Here is a 20,119-nt window from a genome sequence, read left to right as displayed (position 1 = left end):
TTTTTTAATATGAATTGGAAAACGATCATTTGCCTTTTTATTCTGTTTCCTTTGATGGGAAGCGGACAAACTTACGTTAATCATACGGTCAGTAAAGATGGTGTGACGGTGAAACTATCAGAAGGTATTTTGAAACTAAATCCTGTTCATAAAAATGCTGTGAGAATACAATGGATAAAAGACTTGCCGGTAGAAGAACGTGAGTTTGTATTAGTCAACAAGTTGGAAATTCCGAAATTCAAATGGTCTGAAAATAAAGATTTTTTAAAGCTTAAATCCGGAAATGTTACGGTTTTGTTCAATAAAAAAACTTCCAGGCTAACCTTTCTTGATAAAAAAGGAAAAGTGTTGCTGTCCGAAGCAATAAACAGTCGAAAATTAATCGACAACACCGTTTTTTCCGAGCCTTGCTACATCGCAGAACAAGGTTTTGAAACAACTTCTGATGAAAATCTGTTCGGGTTGGGTCAGTTTCAGGACGGTCATTATAATCTGAAAAATATTAGCAGAAAACTGATTCAGGTGAACAGCCAGATTTCGTTGCCTTTCCTTTATTCTTCGAAAGGATACGGTATTTTGTGGCATCAGTACGGCTTATCGTGGTTCAATCCGGCGGACAATAATGTGGAACTGAAAAAAGATTCGTCTTCCAAAGGTGAAGAAAAAGAAGTGACCACGACCAGCGGAACGGTGAAAGTTTCCCAGCAGCAGGCTTCTTACAAAGGCAAATTATATTTAAATAAAGATTCCGAATATACTTTTATGCTCGATCTGGGCGATATGGATAACCGGCATCTTTTGGTTATTGACGGCAAACCGGTAATTGACCAATCCAACCTTTGGCTGCCTCCGGCTGTTAGCACAAAAATTCGTTTAACCGCAGGTGAACATCAGATTCAGGTTGTTTGTAAAGCCTCAAACACACCTGTTTTGAAATGGAATGAGGCTAGGAATGTGACGACCTTCCGTTCCCCCAACAGCAAAACTCTGGATTATGTTTTTTTTGCCGGAAATGATACGGATGAAGTAATAGAAGCTTACAGAGAACTTTCAGGTGAGGTTCCGATGCTTCCAAAATGGGCTTTTGGATATTGGCAGTGCCGCGAACGGTATACTTCGGCTTCGCATCTTGTGGAGACCGTGAAAGAATTCAGAAAAAGAAAATTACCAATGGATGTTATCGTTCAGGATTGGCAGTATTGGGGAAAATACGGATGGGGCGTTCCGAAATTTGATGAACAACATTATCCGGACCCTGAAAAGTTTATTGAAGAACTACATCAGTTAAACTCAAAATTTTCAGTATCTGTTTGGGAAAATTTAGATAAAAAATCGGATGTTGCGAAAGATTATGAAGGACTTTATATTCCTGACAGTCCGTGGATTGATATTTATAATCCAAAAACACAAAACGTTCATTGGAGTGCTTTAAATGATAACCTTTTTAAATTCGGTGTTGATTCCTGGTGGATGGACGCTACAGAACCGGAAAATGATGCGTTGGCAGGCAAAAAAACCTATTTCGGAGCCGGAGAATTTTACAGATTAACTTATCCTTTGTTTGTGAGCAAGGCGGTTTATGACGGACAGAGGAAAACAAATCCTGATAAAAGAGTAGTGATTTTAACACGGTCTGCGTTCCCGGGTCAGCAGCGATACGGAACCATCAACTGGTCGGGAGACATCGGCTGGGATTGGGATACTTACAAAAGACAGATTGTTGCCGGACTTAATTATTCTTTAACCGGAATGCCGTACTGGACAACCGATATCGGTGGCTTTTTCCGTCCCGGATCTTCTCAATATACAGATCCAAAATACCACGACATTTTAATGCGCTGGTTTCAGTGGGGTGTCTTTTGTCCTATTTTCAGGACTCACGGTTACCAGTCCGAAACTGAACCCTGGAAATATGGTGATAAAGTGGAAGACGAAATGCGGGAATTGATTAATCTTCGGTATCAGTTATTGCCTTATATCTATTCTCAATCTTGGGAAGTTTCTCACAATAATTCTACAATAATGCGTCCGATGGTAATGGATTTCAAAGATGATCCGAAAGCAGTGAAACAGGCATATCAGTATATGTTTGGAAAATCAATTTTGGTTGCTCCTGTCACAATGCCTGAAGCAAAAAACTGGCAAGTCTATCTTCCAAAAGGAACTTCGTGGTATGACTTCTGGACGGATAAAAGTTATGATGGCGGACAAAATATAACCACTGATGCTTCTGGAAACAAAATTCCCCTGTTCATCAAATCGGGTTCTATCATTCCTTCCGGACCGATAATGCAATATTCTTCCGAAAAATCAAATGAAACAATGACCATTAAAGTATATGCCGGACAAAACGGTTTTTTTGAACTTTATGAAGATGAAGGCGATAATTACAATTATGAAAAAGGAGATTATAGTCTGATTCCATTTTCCTGGAACGAAAAAAACAAAACTTTGAAAATTGCCGAACGGAAAGGTTTATATGAAGGAATTACAGAAAAAAGAACTTTCAATATCAGCTTAATCGGTTTGAATGGTAAAATAATCAGCAGAAAAATTCTATATGATGGTCGTGCTGTTGTGTCAAAATTTTAATGCAATAAATTGAATATGAAAAAGATAAAAATAATAATCGGTCTTGCTTTTTGCAGTTTAAGTGCAAATGCTTTTGCCCAGAATCCTGTGATCCAGACGCATTTTTCACCAGATCCTGCGCCAATGGTTTATAAAGATAAAATGTACGTTTACACAGGCGACGATATTCCGGGATATGACTTTTATTATATGACCAAATGGAGAGTACATTCATCCGAAGATATGGTCAACTGGACCGATCACGGCGTTCCGATTTCTCTGGAATCTTTCAGTTGGGCTCGCGACCGTGCTTGGGCAGCGCAATGTGTACAGCGTGACGGTAAATTTTACTGGTACATCTGTGCACAGACTGTTGATAACAATATGGCGATCGGCGTTGCAGTTTCTGACAGTCCGACTGGCCCATTCAAAGATGCTTTGGGAAAACCTTTGGTGACAACGGGAACCTGGGATAATATCGACCCGACCGTTTTTATTGATGACGACGGACAGGCCTATCTTTATTGGGGAAACAGTAAATTATTTTATGTGAAGCTCAATAAAAATATGATTTCTTATGATGATAAAATTACAGAAGTTCCGCAATCGGTGGAAGCTTTCGGAGGATTGAGACGTCCGGGAAAAAGTGAGGAAGTTTTGCAGAAACAGGAAAAATTCAATGATGTTTATGTAGAAGGACCTTGGTTGTACAAGCGCAAAAATCAATATTATCTGATGTACGCAGGGATGACAGACCGCACGGAATGTCTTTCCTATTCAACAAGCTCATCACCTATTGGTCCTTGGAAGTATCAGGGAAAAATAATGACAGACCAGCCAACCAACAGCTTTACCAACCACGGCGGAATCATTGATTTCAAAGGCAAATCCTATCTGTTCTATCACACAGGTTTGCTGCCCGGTGCGGGAAGTTATGGCAGATCGACTTCCATTGAAGAATTTAAATACAATGCCGACGGAACCATTCCTACAATCTCAATGACGAAAGAAGGCGTAAATCCTGTCGGAACATTCAATCCTTTTCAACGAAACGAAGCGGAAACAATGGCTTGGTCGGAGAAATGCAGCACATCCGAGAACAAAAAAAACGGCGTTTTTGTTTCTGATATCAGAGTTGGAGGTCATTTAAAAGTTCGTGCGGTAGATTTTGGAAAAGGGGCTTCGGAATTCTCAGCTTCTGTGGCAGCAGGACTTGATGGCGGAATTTTAGAAGTCAGACTTGATAAATTAGACGGAAATAAAATAGCTGAGATCGAAGTTCTGCGAACTGGCGGTTGGGAAGAATTTAAAACGCTGACTTCAAAATTAGCAGAATCCGTTTCCGGTGTCCACGATATTTATTTTGTATTTAAAGGAAAAAATATCACGGCAGGAAGAAAGCTTTTCAATTTCGACCACTGGAGTTTTCAGAAAAAGTAGAGTAAGAAGGAAAAAATCCCATCTATTGGAGGGGTGGCAAAAAATCAAAGATTTTTTGACGGGGTGGTTTATCCTGAACTTCTATAAGCTTCAGCAGCTTTGTGAAACTAAAAACATCCATAATTAAAAAAACTTTGTGCACTTTGTATTCAATAAAAATTAAATATGAAAAAAACAATAAAATCAATCATAAATATCTGTATAATAGGGTATTCTGGAATGTTATTTTCTCAGAATCCCATTATTCAAACCAATTACACCGCAGACCCCGCACCAATGGTTTATAATGACAGGCTGTTTCTTTATACCACGCACGATGAAGACGATTCCACTTGGTTTACGATGAACGACTGGAAAGTGTATTCCACCAACGATATGGTGAACTGGACCGATCACGGGACAATTCTTTCCTACAAAGATTTCGACTGGGCAAAGCGGGATGCGTGGGCGGCGCAATGTGTAGAAAGGAACGGCAAATTTTTTATGTACGTGCCGATGATTTCGAAAACCAATAATAAAGGCGCAATTGGCGTTGCGGTTGCCGACAGTCCGTTCGGCCCTTTCACGATCCGCTGGGAAAACCTTTGGTACAGAGCGAATGGGGCGATATCGATCCGACTATTTTCGTGGATGATGACGGACAGGCTCATCTGTACTGGGGAAATCCAAAACTGAAATATGTAAAGCTGAATAAGGATATGATTTCCTATTCCGGCGATATTGTTGAGGTTCCGATGACTGCAGAATCTTTCGGAAAAAGAGACGGAAAAGAAAACCCTGAAAGACCGACCAAATATGAAGAAGGACCGTGGCTTTACAAACGTAAAAATCTCTATTACCTTTTCTGGCCGGGCGGTCCGCTTCCTGAATTCATAGGATATTCTACCAGCAAAAATCCGCAAGGTCCGTGGAAATATGGCGGAATTGTGATGCCTTCGGAAGGAAAATCTTTTACCAATCATCCCGGAGTAGTTGATTTTAAAGGCAAAACCTATTTTTTCTACCACAACGGAGCTTTGCCGGGTGGAAGCGGTTTCACAAGATCGGTTAGCGTCCAGGAAATGGAATTTAACAAAGATGGTTCCATTTCGCCATTCAAAATGACCAACGGTATTACAGAAGCCATTGCGACGGTCAATCCTTACGCTTTCAATCAGGCAGAAATGATGGCGTGGTCGGAAAATGTAAAATCATATCAGAATAAAGAAGCCGGCGTCTTCATAAAAGCCAAAAAGAACGGTGCTTATACGACCGTGAAAAATGTTGATTTCGGTAAAAAAGGTGCGGCAGGCTTTTCTGCAAGAGTAGGAACCACTCATAACAGCGAAGTGACGATGGATGTTCGTTTAGGCAGTCTGAACGGAAAAACAATTGCAACGGTAAAAGTTCCGCTGACTGGTGGAGACGACCGATGGCAAAATGAGAAAGCTGAATTAAAGGAAAAAATCAGTGGCGTTCACGATGTGTATTTTGTGTTTAACGGAAAGGCAGAAAAAGATATTATGTTTTTCGATTCCTGGACATTTCTTGAAAATAATTAATTATGAATCAATTTATTTTAAAACTATCATTCATTATAAGTGTTCTTTTTCTAAACACTTTGTCAGCGCAGGTTGCAGAAGTTTCAAGTCCCGATGGAAAACTGAAACTAAATGTTTTTTCAGAGAACGGAATTGCTTTGTACTCCGTCACTTTTCAGGGAAAAACGATGCTGGAAAAATCGCCGTTAGGTTTAATCACCAATGAATCTGATTTTTCTAAAAATTTAAAATTCATCAACAGCAAAAAAGATGTTTTTTCTAAAACGTATTCCAACGAAAAAATCAAAAAATCAAAGGTTGACTATAATGCTAATGTACTGACTGTCAATTTTAAAAACGCAGACCAATTTGACCTCGGCATAGAATTTCAGGTAAGTGATAACAATATTGCTTTTCGCTATAATATTGAACCAATGAAAGAACGTTTCAGCATTGTGGTACAGTCAGAAATTACAGGATATAAATTTCCGTCTCAGACCAAAACTTTCCTTTCACCAATGATGAAGCCAATGACAGGCTTTGCACGAACAGCGCCAAGCTACGAAAGTGGTTACAAAGCCGATGCAGAATTAGGAGCAAAAGCAGATTATGGTTACGTTTTCCCCGGACTGTTTCACACTGGAAACGATGGTTGGATTTTACTGTCTGAAACAGGCGTGAACAGTTTGTACTGCGCTTCCCATCTTAACACCACTTCAGATAAAAATCTTTACCAAGTTGCCTATCCTAATATGGCGGAAAACAATGGTTTTGGAAGTACAGGAGCATCCATTTCGCTTCCCGGAAAAACGCCTTGGAGAACCATAACAATTGGCGATTCTCTGAAATCTATTGTGGAAACTACCATTCCGTTTGATGTGGTCGACCAACTTTATGAGCCTTCTCAAAAATACCAGTTCGGAAAATCTACCTGGAGCTGGATTCTCTGGCAGGACAACAGTATGAATTATGATGATCAGACAAAATTTATTGATTTAGCAGAAAAACTCGGTTATGAATTCATTCTGATCGATGCGCTTTGGGATAAAAATATAGGTAAAGAAAGGATGAAAGAGCTCATCCAATATGCGAAATTGAAAAATGTAGGAGTTTTGCTTTGGTACAATTCCAACGGTTCAGCCAACGACGCTCCGATGGGCCCGAGAAACAAAATGAGCAGTTCGGTTGAACGGAAAAAAGAAATGAAATGGCTCAAAGAAATTGGCGTAAAGGGTTTGAAAGTTGATTTCTTCGGTGGCGACAAGCAGGAAACGATGCGGCTGTATGAAGATATTCTTTCTGACGCCAATGATTTTGGGCTCACCATTATTTTCCACGGAGCTACTTTGCCGAGAGGTTGGGAGGTGATGTATCCGAATTATGCAGGCAGTGAAGCTGTTTTAGCCTCAGAAATGCTGTATTTTTCAGAAGATGTCCGCAAGCAGGAAGCGTTTTTTGCCACTTTGCATCCAGTCATCCGCAACACGGTCGGAAGTATGGAATTTGGCGGAACTTTCCTCAATAAATACCTTACAAAATCCAATACGGAAAAGAATAAAAGACATACTACAGACGGATTTCAACTGGCAACGGCCGTTCTTTTTCAGAATCCCATTCAGATGTTTGCTGTGATGCCGAATAATCTTTCGGATGTTCAAAAATTCCAGATTGATTTTATGAAAGAAGTTCCCACGCTTTGGGACGAAACGGTTTTCATCGATGGCTATCCCGGAAAATATTCTGTGATCGCAAGAGGACATCATAATCAATGGTTTGTTGCTGGAATCAATGCAGAAAAAACGGTGAAAAAACTGAAAATTAAGCTCCCAATGTTTGCCGGTAAAATGGTGAAACTCATCAATGACGATGCTCAGGGAAATTCATCTGAAAAAGAAGTGAAGATTAATGCAAAAGGAGATTATAGCGTAGAAATTCAGCCAAATGGAGGGTTTGTTTTGAGGAATTAAAATATTTTTTGGGCAGCTTAATCCGCCCTCCGTTCCCGCTTTTTTGCTCGTCGTTCCTCCTCACAAAAAGAGCTCCACTCAGGTCGGGCTGCGGGAGATTCGCTGCAATAGAAGAATCCGCAGGATTCAATATCAATAGCCGTAGGTGCAGCCTATGGAAAATAAATTTAGATAAAATCTGAACCCTGAAAGGGTTCAATGACATAAAACAGCAGGATTTCAGTATTAATAAAATAAAAGATTATGAAATCGCTACCATTTAGAAACCCAAACGCCAATGAAGATGATGCGATTGACTTCGTCGAACCACTTCGTTAGGTTTGCATATGACCATTAAACAACAATAAATATTTACATATGAATAGAATAAAAATATTTTTTCTTGTCGCATTGTTTGGATGTTGTCTGCAGATCACTGCAACAGAACCATTCATCAGCACAGAAAAAAAATCAGAAAACATTGTTTTAAAAGAAAAATCAGTCCAACTTTCCATTTTCACCAACTCAGGAATCGACAATGGAATTATGAGAGCTGTAAAAAATCTGCAGTCAGATTTCCAGAAAGTAACAGGAAATCAGCCAACGCTTTTAAATCAGATTTCCACAATGAATTCTCCATTAATCATCATCGGAACCGTCGGAACAAAATCGGTTATTGATGATTTAATCAAACAGAAAAAGATCGACGGAAAATCTTTAGCAGGAAAAAAAGAGAAATATATTATTCAGAATATCAGCAATCCGTTTCCCGGAGTTTCCGAAGCTATTGTCATTGCAGGAAGTGATAAAAGAGGGACGATCTACGGGATTTATGAAGTTTCTCAGCAGATTGGGGTTTCGCCGTGGCATTACTGGGCAGATGTTCCCGTTGTGGCAAAGGAAAATTTATATTTCAAAAAAGGAGTTTATACAGATGGAGAACCGGCTGTAGCATACCGCGGAATTTTCCTGAATGACGAAGAACCTTCGCTTGGCGGATGGGCAAGAGCAACTTTTGGCGGCATCAATTCTAAATTTTACGAGAAAGTGTTTGAGCTGCTTCTTCGTTCCAAAGCCAATTATCTGTGGCCTGCAATGTGGGGAAAAGCATTTTATGACGATGATGCTTTGAGCGGATCATTAGCCAACGAAATGGGAATCATAATGGGAACTTCACACCACGAACCGATGGCTTTGGCGCAGACCGATTGGCACCGGTATATCAAGAAAAATAATCTCCCGAACGTTTGGGATTATTCTAAAAACGGTAAAGTTTTACAGGAATTCTGGAAATCAGGACTGGAACGGAGCAAAAACTGGGAAAAGCTTGTGACAGTGGGAATGCGTGGCGATGGCGATGAGGCGATGGGAGAAGGAACCAATATTTCTTTGCTCGAAAACATCGTTAGAGATCAGCGTAAAATTATTCAGAATGTGACAGGTAGAAATTCGAATAAAACGCCGCAGGTTTGGGCTTTATATAAAGAAGTTCAGGATTATTATGACAAAGGAATGCGCGTTCCGGATGATGTTATTCTGCTGTTTTGTGATGACAACTGGGGCAATGTGAGAAAGCTTCCGGATCTTTCAAAACCTTTACACAAGGGCGGTTACGGAATGTATTATCATTTTGACTACGTGGGCGAACCAAGAAATTCTAAATGGATCAACATCAATCCCATTCAGAGAGTTTGGGAACAGATGAATCTTTCTTACGAGCATAAAGTAGATAAAGTTTGGGTGGTTAACGTTGGCGATTTAAAACCGATGGAATTTCCAATCAGTTTTTTCTTAGAAATGGCCTGGAACCCGAAACAGTTTAATTCTAAAAATCTTTTGGAATATACTGAAAAATGGTCTGCACAGCAATTTGGCGAAAAACATTCAAAGGAAATTGCCAGAATGATTAATCTTTATGCCAAATACAACCGCAGAGTAACGCCGGAAACGCTGGACAGCAAAACATTCAGCCTCGAAAATTACAATGAATTTGAAAACGTTCTGAATGATTACAGAGCGTTGGTAGTAGATGCATTGCGTCTGAAAGAACATATTCCGGCAGAATATCAGGATGCGTATTATCAGCTTGTGCTTTATCCAATAGATGCCTGCAGCAATTTGTACGAAATGTATTATTCCGTAGCTAAAAACAAACAATTGGCGGCTAAAAATGATCTTAAAGCTAATTATTATGCCGATAAAGTGAAAGAATGTTTCGAAAGAAACTCATACCTCGACCATAAATACAACAATGAAATAGCCAGCGGAAAGTGGACGCATATGATGGATCAGATGAAAATAGGATACAAAAGCTGGGCAGACGGAAAGGAAAATATAATGCCTGAGGTAATTTATGTCTCTGAAGCAAATGTTCCGAAAAAGAAAGTGTTTCAGGAGAAAGACGGTTATGTTTCTATCGAAGCGGAAAATTTTGCCCGAATGAACAATTCAGACAAGATTCATTGGGAAGTGATTCCTGATTTTGGAAAAACTAAATCTGGAATAACGACTTTTCCACAAAATGCCTATCCAACATCTGACGAAAATATCTATCTGGAATTCGATATTAATTTTGAGTCTAAAGGTGAGTTTGAGGTTCAGTTATTATTAGCTCCAACTTTAAATTTCAATCACAACAAAGGACTCCGCTACGAGATTTCTTTTGACGGACAATCGCCACAAACGATGAACTTCAACGGTCATTACAAAGGCGAACTAGGAAGATGGCAAGCTGAGCACATTATAAGATCAATTACGAAGCATCAGATTTTAGAACCCGGAAAACACACGTTACGTTTCAGAGTTTTAGAACCCGGAATTGTTTTAGAGAAGATTTTAATCAATACGGGCGGAATGAAGCCCAATTATTTGGGCGCACCTGAAAGTGAGTTTTCAGAAGTTAAATAAAAAATTTATAACCATATCACAAAAAAACAATTATAACATATTGAATTCAATGAATGTCAAATTTAAATCAAATTATTATGAGAAAAATCGTCAATTTAGTACTGGCTGCTATGACCGGTATTGTATTTACAGGGTATTTCAATGCTCAGAGTACACAGACCGCAAAAGTGAAGATTGATAAGAACATTACTTATCAGAACATTACAGGATTCGGAGGTTTTGTCTGCAGTCCGCAGTTTGCCTACAATCACATGACGCCCGCAGAAATTCAGAAACTTTGGGGAACCGGTGCTACTGATGCGGGTTACAACATGTTGAGGCTGTATATTCCGGAAGATCCTGCCAACTGGTCTCAAGCATTAGCTACGGCACAGCAGGCAAAATCGATGGGACTTATTGTTTTTGCAAGCCCATGGACAATGCCGGCGGCATGGAAGACCAATAACAATTCGAATGCAGTTTTTACTGATGCCAATGGTGTACAGCAAATTGGGTATCTGAAACCTGAACACTATCAGGATTATGCTTTACACCTGAACAGTTTCGTAACCTATCTTGCGACAAACGGAGTAACGCTTGATTATATTTCAATTCAAAATGAACCCGACGAAATGGCGCAATATGCTGGTTGCATCTGGACGCCAACTCAGATCGCAAATTTTGTGAGAGATTACGGTCAGTTGATTAACTGCAATGTTATTGCTCCTGAAAGTGTCGGTTTCACCGATAATTTTGCCAATGCATTTCTGAATACAGCAACAATGGCCAATTTTGAGGTGTATGGAGGTCATCAGTATGGCAGCATGCAGTCTGCTTACAAGCAGTTTCAAAACAATAACAAGCAAATCTGGCAGACCGAATATCTGATCAACTGGAACTCAAATACCAGCGTTCCTGCAAGAGATTTTAGCTGGGCAATTGACGGTTTCACTTTTGCAAGAAGTGTGAACAATGCAATGCTTGGCAACATCAACGCCTGGGTTCATTATGCATCAAAAAGATATTACGGAATGATGGGTGACGGTACCAACGGAACTGTTGCCGGTGAACTGACAAAAAGAGGATACATTTTATCGCAATTTGCAAAAACTACAACTGGTAAAAGAAGAATTGATGCCAAATGGGAAGTATCTAACGGGACATTGGAAGGTTCATCTTATATTTCACAGGATGGAAATCAGATCACTTTGGTGGTGATCAATTCATCTGCCAATTCGTACAATCTGAAAGCTGACTTGCCGTTCTATACCAATTCCGGAACCAGTACGACCACATCACAAACTTTAAATATGGTTTCTGCTCCATTTGCCTTTACAACAGATACTTTCAGACCGCAGATTACTGTGGCTCCTTCAAGCGTAATGACTTTTGTATTTAATAAAAGCGGAGACAGACCTGTCTCAACAATGACGGGAACTGAGGTTCATTACAACAAAATCGAAACGATGACTACTACAAATCCAGCTTTTGGAATTGGATATCAGTTATCAGGTACAACGGTTACTTTCTACAATTCGACACCCCTTATCAGTGCAAATACAACAGATTCAAATGGGTATTTGGTATTAAATGACCGTTATAACAAATTGATTATTAATGTTCTGAGCTACACTACAAATCTAAGTCAGTCTTCATCAAATACAACGCTTTATTATGTAGATAAAAGTAACGTGGTTCGATCACATAACTACGGCAGTATTGCATTTCCGGCACCAGGATCAGGAAGCTTCAATCTTGTTTTTGATCTTTCCCGTTCCACACTGCCTTTTGGATGTAAAGGAATTATAGGTTTAAGAAGCGGAAATTTCAGTTCAATTTTAAATTTAAACCTTGGAGATGTTTACTTTAATGTAGGAAATGAAAGAGCCGCTAAGTTCGATGCAGCCTACACTTCTACAGACAGCAATCTTATGGATGCACTTGAAAATGAATATTACACTTCGTTGGATTTTAGAACGGTTACCGGTATTAATTCATCATCTAGCTGGATGAGTGGTTCTCAAAACCTGAACAGCTTATTTTATGTCAACAGTTCTGTCCCCAACAGCAATACAAATGTAGTATCAGGTACAGTTTGCAACACACTTACGCTGTCTGATCAGGGTAAAGATTTCCAGGTTCCGTTTAATTTTTCGGCCACGTCAGCTACTTACAGCAGAATTTTTAATGGTTATGAAGTAGTACTTTTGCCCTTCGAAGCTTCGGTACCAACGGGAGTTAATGCATTTTTAATGGTTCCGGGTGCTGCCAGTATTTCTTGCAGTACGATTACCAACGGAATAATTCCTGCAAACACACCGGTTCTCATCAATGCAACAGGTAATATCACTTTCACAGGAACAGGAAATGTTTCTACTCCGAAAGCAATTACCGTAAATCAGATGAACGGAGTATATCATACCATCAAGGTTCCTGCAAACAGTTATATATTAAAAACAGAAAACGGTGTTACAGGATTTTATAAAGTTGTTTCGGGAAGTGAGCCGATGATCAATCCGTTCCGTGCCTATCTTACCGAAGAAAATACTTATACAGCAGCTATGCTTCCTTTAGATTTTTCTGTATTGGCAGTTCAGAATAACGCGCTGCAGAAAGAAGAGATCAAAGTATATCCAAATCCTGCAAAATCAGAAATTTTTGTTGAATTAAAAGCAACAGATGCAACAGCAAAGATTTTCGATTTAAGAGGTGGATTAATTAAATCCGGATTTAAAATGACAGCGGGGAAAAACCGTCTCGACATCAGTGAACTTTCTGCTGGTGTTTACTTTATTGAAGTTTCATCTAAAGGAACTAAAATACTTTCACAGAACTTTATCAAACAGTAATACTTAAATAAGTTAATTCCAAAGCCATCAATTTAGTTTGATGGCTTTATTTTTTGTGAGATTTCAAACAATTATTAAAATAATAAGTGTTGAATTTACATTTATATTAAAAGAATCTTATCTTTGTTTATATTTCAAAGAATGTAGATAAAATTTGATTATCTACAAAAATTAACATCAAAAGTTTCACTTATTTCATGAAAAAGCTAATCGTCAGTATGTCATTATTTGTCTGTGCCTTCTCATCAGCGCAAACTTTTAAATATCCTTTCCAAAATCCAAAACTTCCTGTCGAGCATAGAATCGAGAATCTTCTCGGATTATTATCGGTTGACGAAAAAATAGGAATGATGATGGATAATTCCAAAGCAGTTCCACGACTTGAAATTCCAGGTTATGGATGGTGGAATGAGGCGCTTCACGGCGTTGCAAGGGCAGGAACAGCAACGGTTTTTCCGCAAGCCATTGGTTTGGCGGCAACCTGGGATGTTCCGGAACATCTCACAACTTTTGAAATGATTTCTGATGAAGCCAGAGCAAAATACAATAAATCTTTTGACGAATCCAGTAAAACCGGACGTTATGAAGGATTGACATTCTGGACACCAAACATTAATATTTTCCGTGATCCAAGATGGGGAAGAGGCCAGGAAACGTATGGAGAAGATCCCTATTTAACCTCTGTTCTTGGTGTTGCTGCCGTAAAAGGTTTGCAGGGAAATGACCCGAAGTATTTTAAAACACACGCCTGCGCCAAACATTTTGCCGTTCACAGCGGTCCCGAGTGGAACCGTCATTCTTACAATGCGGAAGTTTCCAAAAGAGATTTGTACGAAACCTATCTTCCGGCCTTTAAAGCATTGGTTTTGGAAGGAAATGTGAGAGAAGTGATGTGCGCATACAACGCTTTCGACGGACAGCCGTGTTGCGCCAACAATACCTTGCTCACAGAGATTCTCCGCGGAAAATGGAAGTATGACGGAATGGTCGTTTCCGACTGTTGGGCTCTGGCAGATTTCTATCAGGAAAAATACCATGGAACGCATCCTGATGAAAAAACAACCGCAGCAGATGCGTTGAAACATTCTACAGATCTGGAATGCGGAGACACCTACAATAATTTGAATAAATCTTTAGCCAACGGATTAATCACAGAAAAAGATCTCGATATTTCGATGCGCAGAATTTTGAAAGGCTGGTTTGAACTGGGAATGCTGGATCCAAAATCTTCAGTTCACTGGAACCAAATTCCATACTCGGTGGTAGATTCGGATGAACATAAGAAACAGGCTTTGAAAATGGCTCAAAAGTCAATCGTGTTAATGAAAAATGAGAAGAACATTCTGCCTTTAAACAAAAATATAAAAAAAATCGCCGTAGTTGGCCCAAATGCAGACGATGGAATAATGCAGTTGGGAAATTACAACGGAACACCTTCTTCTACAGTCACGATTTTAGATGGCATTAAAACCAAATTTCCGAATGCTGAAATTATCTATGAAAAAGGAAGTGAAGTCGCTGATCCTACCGCAAAAACTTCCCTCTATCAGAATTTTATCAGTCAGAAAAACGGACAGAACGGAATGAAAGTAGAATTCTTTAACAATAATGAATTCAAAGGTGAGCCAGTCAATACTTCGGTTAACAATACTGCAATAACGTACAACAGTTTTGGAGGAACACAGCTTGCTGCAGGCGTTGCAAGAGAAAATACATCTGCGAAAATTTCCGGAGTTTTTAAAAGTAATTTTACCGGCGAGGTCATTTTTTCCGCAGCTACATCAGATGTCTACACACTTTCTGTTGACGGAAAAGAAATTGCGACCAGAAAAGGTCCCGATGCAAGACATCCTTCAGAATTTCCTGTGAAAGTGCAGAAAGGAAAAGAATATCTGGTCGAACTCAGACATTCCCAAAAAGGAAAGTATGTGAGTATTGTTTTTGAAGTCTATAAAAAAGATCCGGTCGATTTTGTTGCGCTGAAACAGAAAGTAAAAGATGCTGATGTTATAGTTTTTGCAGGCGGGCTTTCTCCAAGTCTTGAAGGCGAAGAAATGCTGGTTAGTGCGGAAGGTTTTAAAGGTGGCGATAAAACTTCGATAGAACTTCCGAAAGTTCAGCGTGAACTGTTGATAGAATTGAAAAAAACCGGAAAACCAGTTGTTTTTGTATTGTGTACAGGAAGTTCTCTAGGTTTGGAGCAGGACGAAAAAAATTATGACGTTTTATTGAATGCCTGGTATGGCGGACAAGCCAGCGGAACTGCTGTTGCAGATGTTTTGGCGGGAGATTACAATCCTTCAGGAAAACTGCCGGTTACATTTTATAAAAATCTGGAACAGCTCGATAATAATTTATCGAAAACAAGCAAACATCAGGGTTTTGAAAACTACGATATGCAGGGAAGAACCTACCGTTATATGAAAGAAAAACCTCTGTACGCTTTCGGCCACGGGTTGAGCTATTCAAAATTTAATTTCGGAGATGCAAAATTGAGTAAAAACAGCATCAATTCTAATGAAAATCTTACGATTACGATTCCGGTTACCAACATTTCAAAAAGAGACGGTGAAGAAGTAGTGCAGGTTTATGTGAAAAGAAACAATGATGCTACCGCGCCTGTAAAGACTTTGAGAGCCTTTGAAAGGGTTTTGATTAAATCAAATGAAACAAAAAACATCCAACTCACGATTTCTCAGGAGTCATTCAAGTTTTATGATGAAAAAGCTGATGATTTGGCTTCAAAACCTGGAGATTACACGATTTTCTACGGGGGAACTTCGGATGAATCAGGTTTAAAAAGTTTCAAATTACAGGTTAAATAACTTCTGAAATTTAATAAAAACCTTTTAGCGCAAATTATGAATTTAAAATCTGCAAAATCAAAAAAATCTGCGAGAGTAAATGTCGTCTAAATTAATCTATCAATGAAAACAAAATCCAAAATATTCGCAACCGCATTTTCTTTAAGCTTAGCCTTCTTTTCCGCTCAAAAAGGTAATGTCACAAAGCACTTTCTTGATTTAGACGGAACTTCCACCAACATCAAAATTCAGCCAACGATGTATGGGATTTTCTTCGAAGACATCAATTTTGCAGCAGATGGTGGAATTTATGCAGAACTGATCAAAAACAGAAGTTTTGAATTTGACGAATCGTTGATGGGTTGGAAACAGCAAAATACAAAAACACTTTCTCCTAATTTAGATTCAGGTTTTCTGACGATTATAACAGACAAGTCTAAAACCAACAAAAACTACGCAAGAATCACGGTTTACAATGACAAAAATTATATTCTGGACAACGAAGGTTTCAGGGGAATCGGGCTACATCAGGGCGAAAAATATGATTTCAGTTTTAATTTAAACAACATTTCAGGAAACATCTCTGCAGTCAATGCAAGTTTAGTTGATGAAAATGGGAAAGTGATATCGACCGTTTCAACAATTATTAAAGGCGCCGAATGGCAAAAATACAGTTTGGTTTTCGCTCCAAAATCGACGGTTGAAAAAGCAAAATTACAAATAACATTTACAGGAAAAGGTGTGGTCAATATGGATATGATTTCGCTCTTCCCACAGGATACCTGGAAAGGAAGAAAAGGCGGTTTAAGAAAAGATCTGGTTCAGAAATTATATGATTTGCAACCAGGATTTTTACGTTTTCCGGGAGGATGTATTGTTGAAGGAAGAACTTTGGCAGAACGCTACCAATGGAAAAAAACTGTAGGAAAAGTGGAAGACCGTGAAAATCTCATCAATAAATGGAACAACGGATTTGCCCACCGTCTTACTCCGGATTACTGGCAGTCTTTCGGATTAGGTTTTTATGAATATTTCCAGCTTTCGGAGGATCTGGGAGCAGAACCTCTTCCAATTTTAAGTTGCGGAATGGCGTGTCAGTTCAATACTGCAGAACTGGTGAAAATGGAAGATTTAAATCCTTACGTTCAGGATGCTTTAGATTTAATTGAATTTGCCAATGGAGACTCGAACACAAAATGGGGTAAAGTACGTACTGAAATGGGACATCCCGAACCATTTAATATGAAATACATCGGCGTTGGAAACGAACAGTGGGGCGAAGATTATATTGAACGGTACAAAGTTTTTGAAAAAGCCATTCACGACAAATATCCGAATATCCAAATCATCTCAGGAAGCGGACCGTCGCCCGACGGCGAATTCTTTGAATACGGATGGAAAGAGCTCAAAAAACTCAATGCACAAATCGTAGATGAACATTACTACAATTCTCCCGATTGGTTTTTAAAAAACGCCGACAGATACGATAAATACGATAGGAGAGGGCCAAAAGTTTTTGCCGGAGAATATGCCGCACAATCAGTCGGTGTTGTGAAACCTGACAACAAAAACAACTGGCAGACTGCGCTTTCGGAAGCCGCTTTTATGACTGGTTTGGAGAGAAATGCAGACGTCGTTACGATGACTTCCTACGCACCGCTTTTGGCACACGCAGACGGTTGGCAATGGACACCGGATTTAATTTGGTTTAATAATCTGAAATCTTATGCCACTCCGAATTACTATGTTCAGAAATTATTTTCCAACAATAAAGGAACTGATTTAATTAAAATCTCGGACAACGGAAAAGCATTAACTGGCCAGAATAATCTCTACGCATCGGCAGTAAAAGACAGTAAAAGCGGTGAAACCATCGTCAAAATTGTTAATTCAGATGCACAGCAGACTTCAGTTGAAATCACTCCGAAAAATATAAAGCCAGGCAGTATGATGATCAAAATTATCCTGACTGCTCCGGCTCTTAATGATGAAAATAATTTCCAAACCGAAAATATTAAACTTATTGAAGGAACAACGGTATTAAAAAAGGGGAAAATTTCGGTGGATATTCCGGCCAATTCTTTAGTTGTTTTAAAGATTAAATAGCGCAGAACTACCATCAATAAAGGAAATATTAAAAATAAGTGTAAATATTACATTTATTTAAAATAGAATCTTATATTTGTTTTATCTCAAAAGCAGAAATGTGAAGATATCTTTAAGTATTACGAAAACTTACCGCCAAATCTTTGCTGACTGTTACAATAATCGAATAAATCTCTTTCGTTAATGAAAAAATACGTTATCGGCTTAGACTACGGAACAGATTCCGTTCGTGCCGTTTTGATTGACACAGAAAACGGCGCAGAACTCGCCACTTCCGTTAGTTACTACCAGAGATGGAAAGACGGAAAATTCTGTAAGCCCGAAGTCAATCAGTTTCGCCAGCATCCGTTGGACCATATTGAAGGATTGGAACAAACCATTTCCACCATTGTAAAAGAAAGTGGAGTAGTACCGGAACATATCGTCAGCATCTGTATTGATACTACCGGCTCATCACCGCTTCCTGTCAATAAAGACGGAATTGCACTGGCTCTGACTCCCGGATTCGAACAGAATTCGAACTCGATGATGGTTTTGTGGAAAGATCATACATCCATTGATGAAGCGGAAGAAATTAACCATTTGGCAAGAAACTGGGGCGGAGAAGATTACACCAAATTTGAAGGCGGAATCTATTCTTCTGAGTGGTTTTGGGCAAAAATTCTTCACATCAACAGAGTTGATGAAAATGTAAAAAATGCAGCTCACAGCTGGATGGAGCATTGTGATTACATCACTTTTCTTCTTTCCGACCATCAGGATTTGGCGACTTTCAAAAGAAGCCGTTGTGCAGCGGGTCACAAAGCAATGTGGCACGAGTCGTGGAACGGATTGCCTTCCAAAGATTTTCTATCTCAATTAGACCCGTCTTTAGCCGAACTTCGTGACAGATTGTACGATAAAACTTACACTTCCGATGAGATTGCAGGGAATTTAAACGAAGAGTGGGCTGCAAAATTGGGATTAACAACCAACACCGTGATTGCAGTCGGAACCTTTGATGCGCACTCAGGAGCAGTCGGAGCAAAAGTCGAGGAAAATACACTCATCAGAATTATGGGAACTTCCACCTGCGATATTATGGTAGCACCACATGAAATTATCCAAGAGAAAACCGTCAAAGGAATCTGCGGACAGGTAGATGGTTCGGTTATTCCGGGATTGATTGGTTTGGAGGCTGGTCAGTCAGCGTTCGGCGATTTATTGGCGTGGTACAAAGATATTCTGTTGTGGCCGACACAAAATATTTTGATGAAATCCCATATCATTGATGAAAATCAAAAACAACTTCTAAAAGAAGAAATAGAACACAATCTCATCCGAAATCTCACTTTGGAAGCAGAAAAAATTCCTCTATCCGAAGCCGTTCCAATTGCTCTGGACTGGATTAATGGCCGAAGAACACCCGATGCCAATCAGGAGTTGAAAGCGGCGATCAGCAATCTTTCACTCGGCACAAAAGCTCCGCATATTTTTAAAGCTTTAGTGAATGCCATTTGTTTCGGTTCCAAAAAAATTGTCGACCGTTTCGAAGAAGAAGGCGTGAAAATCGAAAAAGTAATAGGAATTGGCGGTGTTGCCAGAAAATCACCTTTCATAATGCAGACCTTAGCAAACGTCCTGAATATGCCGATTGTAGTAGCCGCTTCCGATCAGGCTCCGGCTTTAGGAGCAGCAATTTATGCCGCCGTTGCCGCAGGAATTTACCCGAATGTTCAGGAAGCAAGTCAGAAAATGGGTTCCGATTTCGAAGCCGAATATTTCCCACAGACAGAAAACGTAGAGAAATATGCAGAATTAATGAATCAATATCAGGTTCTTGCTGATTTCAATGAAAATAATATCAAGTCAAAGAAGAAGTTGACGGTTGACAGTTTGTAGTTGATAGAAAATTCAAATAGGCTTTTGCCAGCTCCATAGAAGTGCCTCTGTTAATAGCAAACCAATAGATAAATAATACAAGCCTCGTAGAAGCGACCTGTTAAATATTCACAACA

At 39.3% G+C, this 20,119-nt stretch carries 9 protein-coding genes and 1 pseudogene; all 10 read left to right on the top strand.

Translation table 11 applies throughout. The annotated features are described in order from the left end of the window. The first annotated feature begins 9 nt into the window (after positions 1-9). A complete protein-coding gene (locus tag ACZZZA_RS15710; RefSeq protein WP_463433344.1) occupies positions 10-2,592 on the top strand; it encodes a glycoside hydrolase family 31 protein in 2,583 nt (860 codons plus the stop codon). Between the two features lie 15 nt (positions 2,593-2,607). Then, the gene (locus ACZZZA_RS15705; protein WP_463433342.1) at positions 2,608-4,011 is read left to right on the top strand and encodes a glycoside hydrolase family 43 protein; all 1,404 of its coding nucleotides are present in this window, start codon (positions 2,608-2,610) and stop codon (positions 4,009-4,011) included. A 165-nt stretch (positions 4,012-4,176) separates the two neighbouring features. Next, a pseudogene (locus ACZZZA_RS15700) lies at positions 4,177-5,036 on the top strand (glycoside hydrolase family 43 protein); the annotation flags it as partial. A 36-nt stretch (positions 5,037-5,072) separates the two neighbouring features. After that, positions 5,073-5,552: a carbohydrate-binding protein gene (locus tag ACZZZA_RS15695; RefSeq protein WP_463433801.1), complete on the top strand. Its 480-nt coding sequence runs from the start codon at positions 5,073-5,075 to the stop codon at positions 5,550-5,552. 2 nt (positions 5,553-5,554) lie between these two features. Next, on the top strand, positions 5,555-7,498 hold the full coding sequence (locus tag ACZZZA_RS15690; RefSeq protein WP_463433340.1) for a glycoside hydrolase family 97 protein: 1,944 nt from the start codon (positions 5,555-5,557) through the stop codon (positions 7,496-7,498). Positions 7,499-7,855: 357 nt separating this feature from the next. Next, positions 7,856-10,384, top strand: coding sequence for a glycosyl hydrolase 115 family protein (locus tag ACZZZA_RS15685; RefSeq protein WP_463433338.1), 2,529 nt, complete (start codon positions 7,856-7,858; stop codon positions 10,382-10,384). Between the two features lie 77 nt (positions 10,385-10,461). After that, positions 10,462-13,212: a T9SS type A sorting domain-containing protein gene (locus tag ACZZZA_RS15680; RefSeq protein WP_463433336.1), complete on the top strand. Its 2,751-nt coding sequence runs from the start codon at positions 10,462-10,464 to the stop codon at positions 13,210-13,212. A gap of 197 nt (positions 13,213-13,409) precedes the next feature. Next, entirely contained in the window at positions 13,410-16,037 is a 2,628-nt protein-coding gene (locus ACZZZA_RS15675) for a glycoside hydrolase family 3 C-terminal domain-containing protein (protein WP_463433334.1), read from the top strand. A 102-nt stretch (positions 16,038-16,139) separates the two neighbouring features. Next, positions 16,140-18,122: an alpha-L-arabinofuranosidase C-terminal domain-containing protein gene (locus ACZZZA_RS15670; protein ID WP_463433332.1), complete on the top strand. Its 1,983-nt coding sequence runs from the start codon at positions 16,140-16,142 to the stop codon at positions 18,120-18,122. A 183-nt stretch (positions 18,123-18,305) separates the two neighbouring features. After that, positions 18,306-20,003 carry a ribulokinase gene (locus ACZZZA_RS15665; RefSeq protein ID WP_463433330.1) on the top strand — a complete coding sequence of 566 codons (1,698 nt, stop codon included), beginning with the start codon at positions 18,306-18,308 and terminating at the stop codon, positions 20,001-20,003. The last annotated feature ends 116 nt before the right edge of the window (positions 20,004-20,119 follow it).

This window comes from Chryseobacterium sp. AC405b (genome assembly GCF_979258685.1).
Note: the sequence above shows the minus strand (reverse complement) of the source record. Positions and strands in the feature narration are given on the sequence as shown.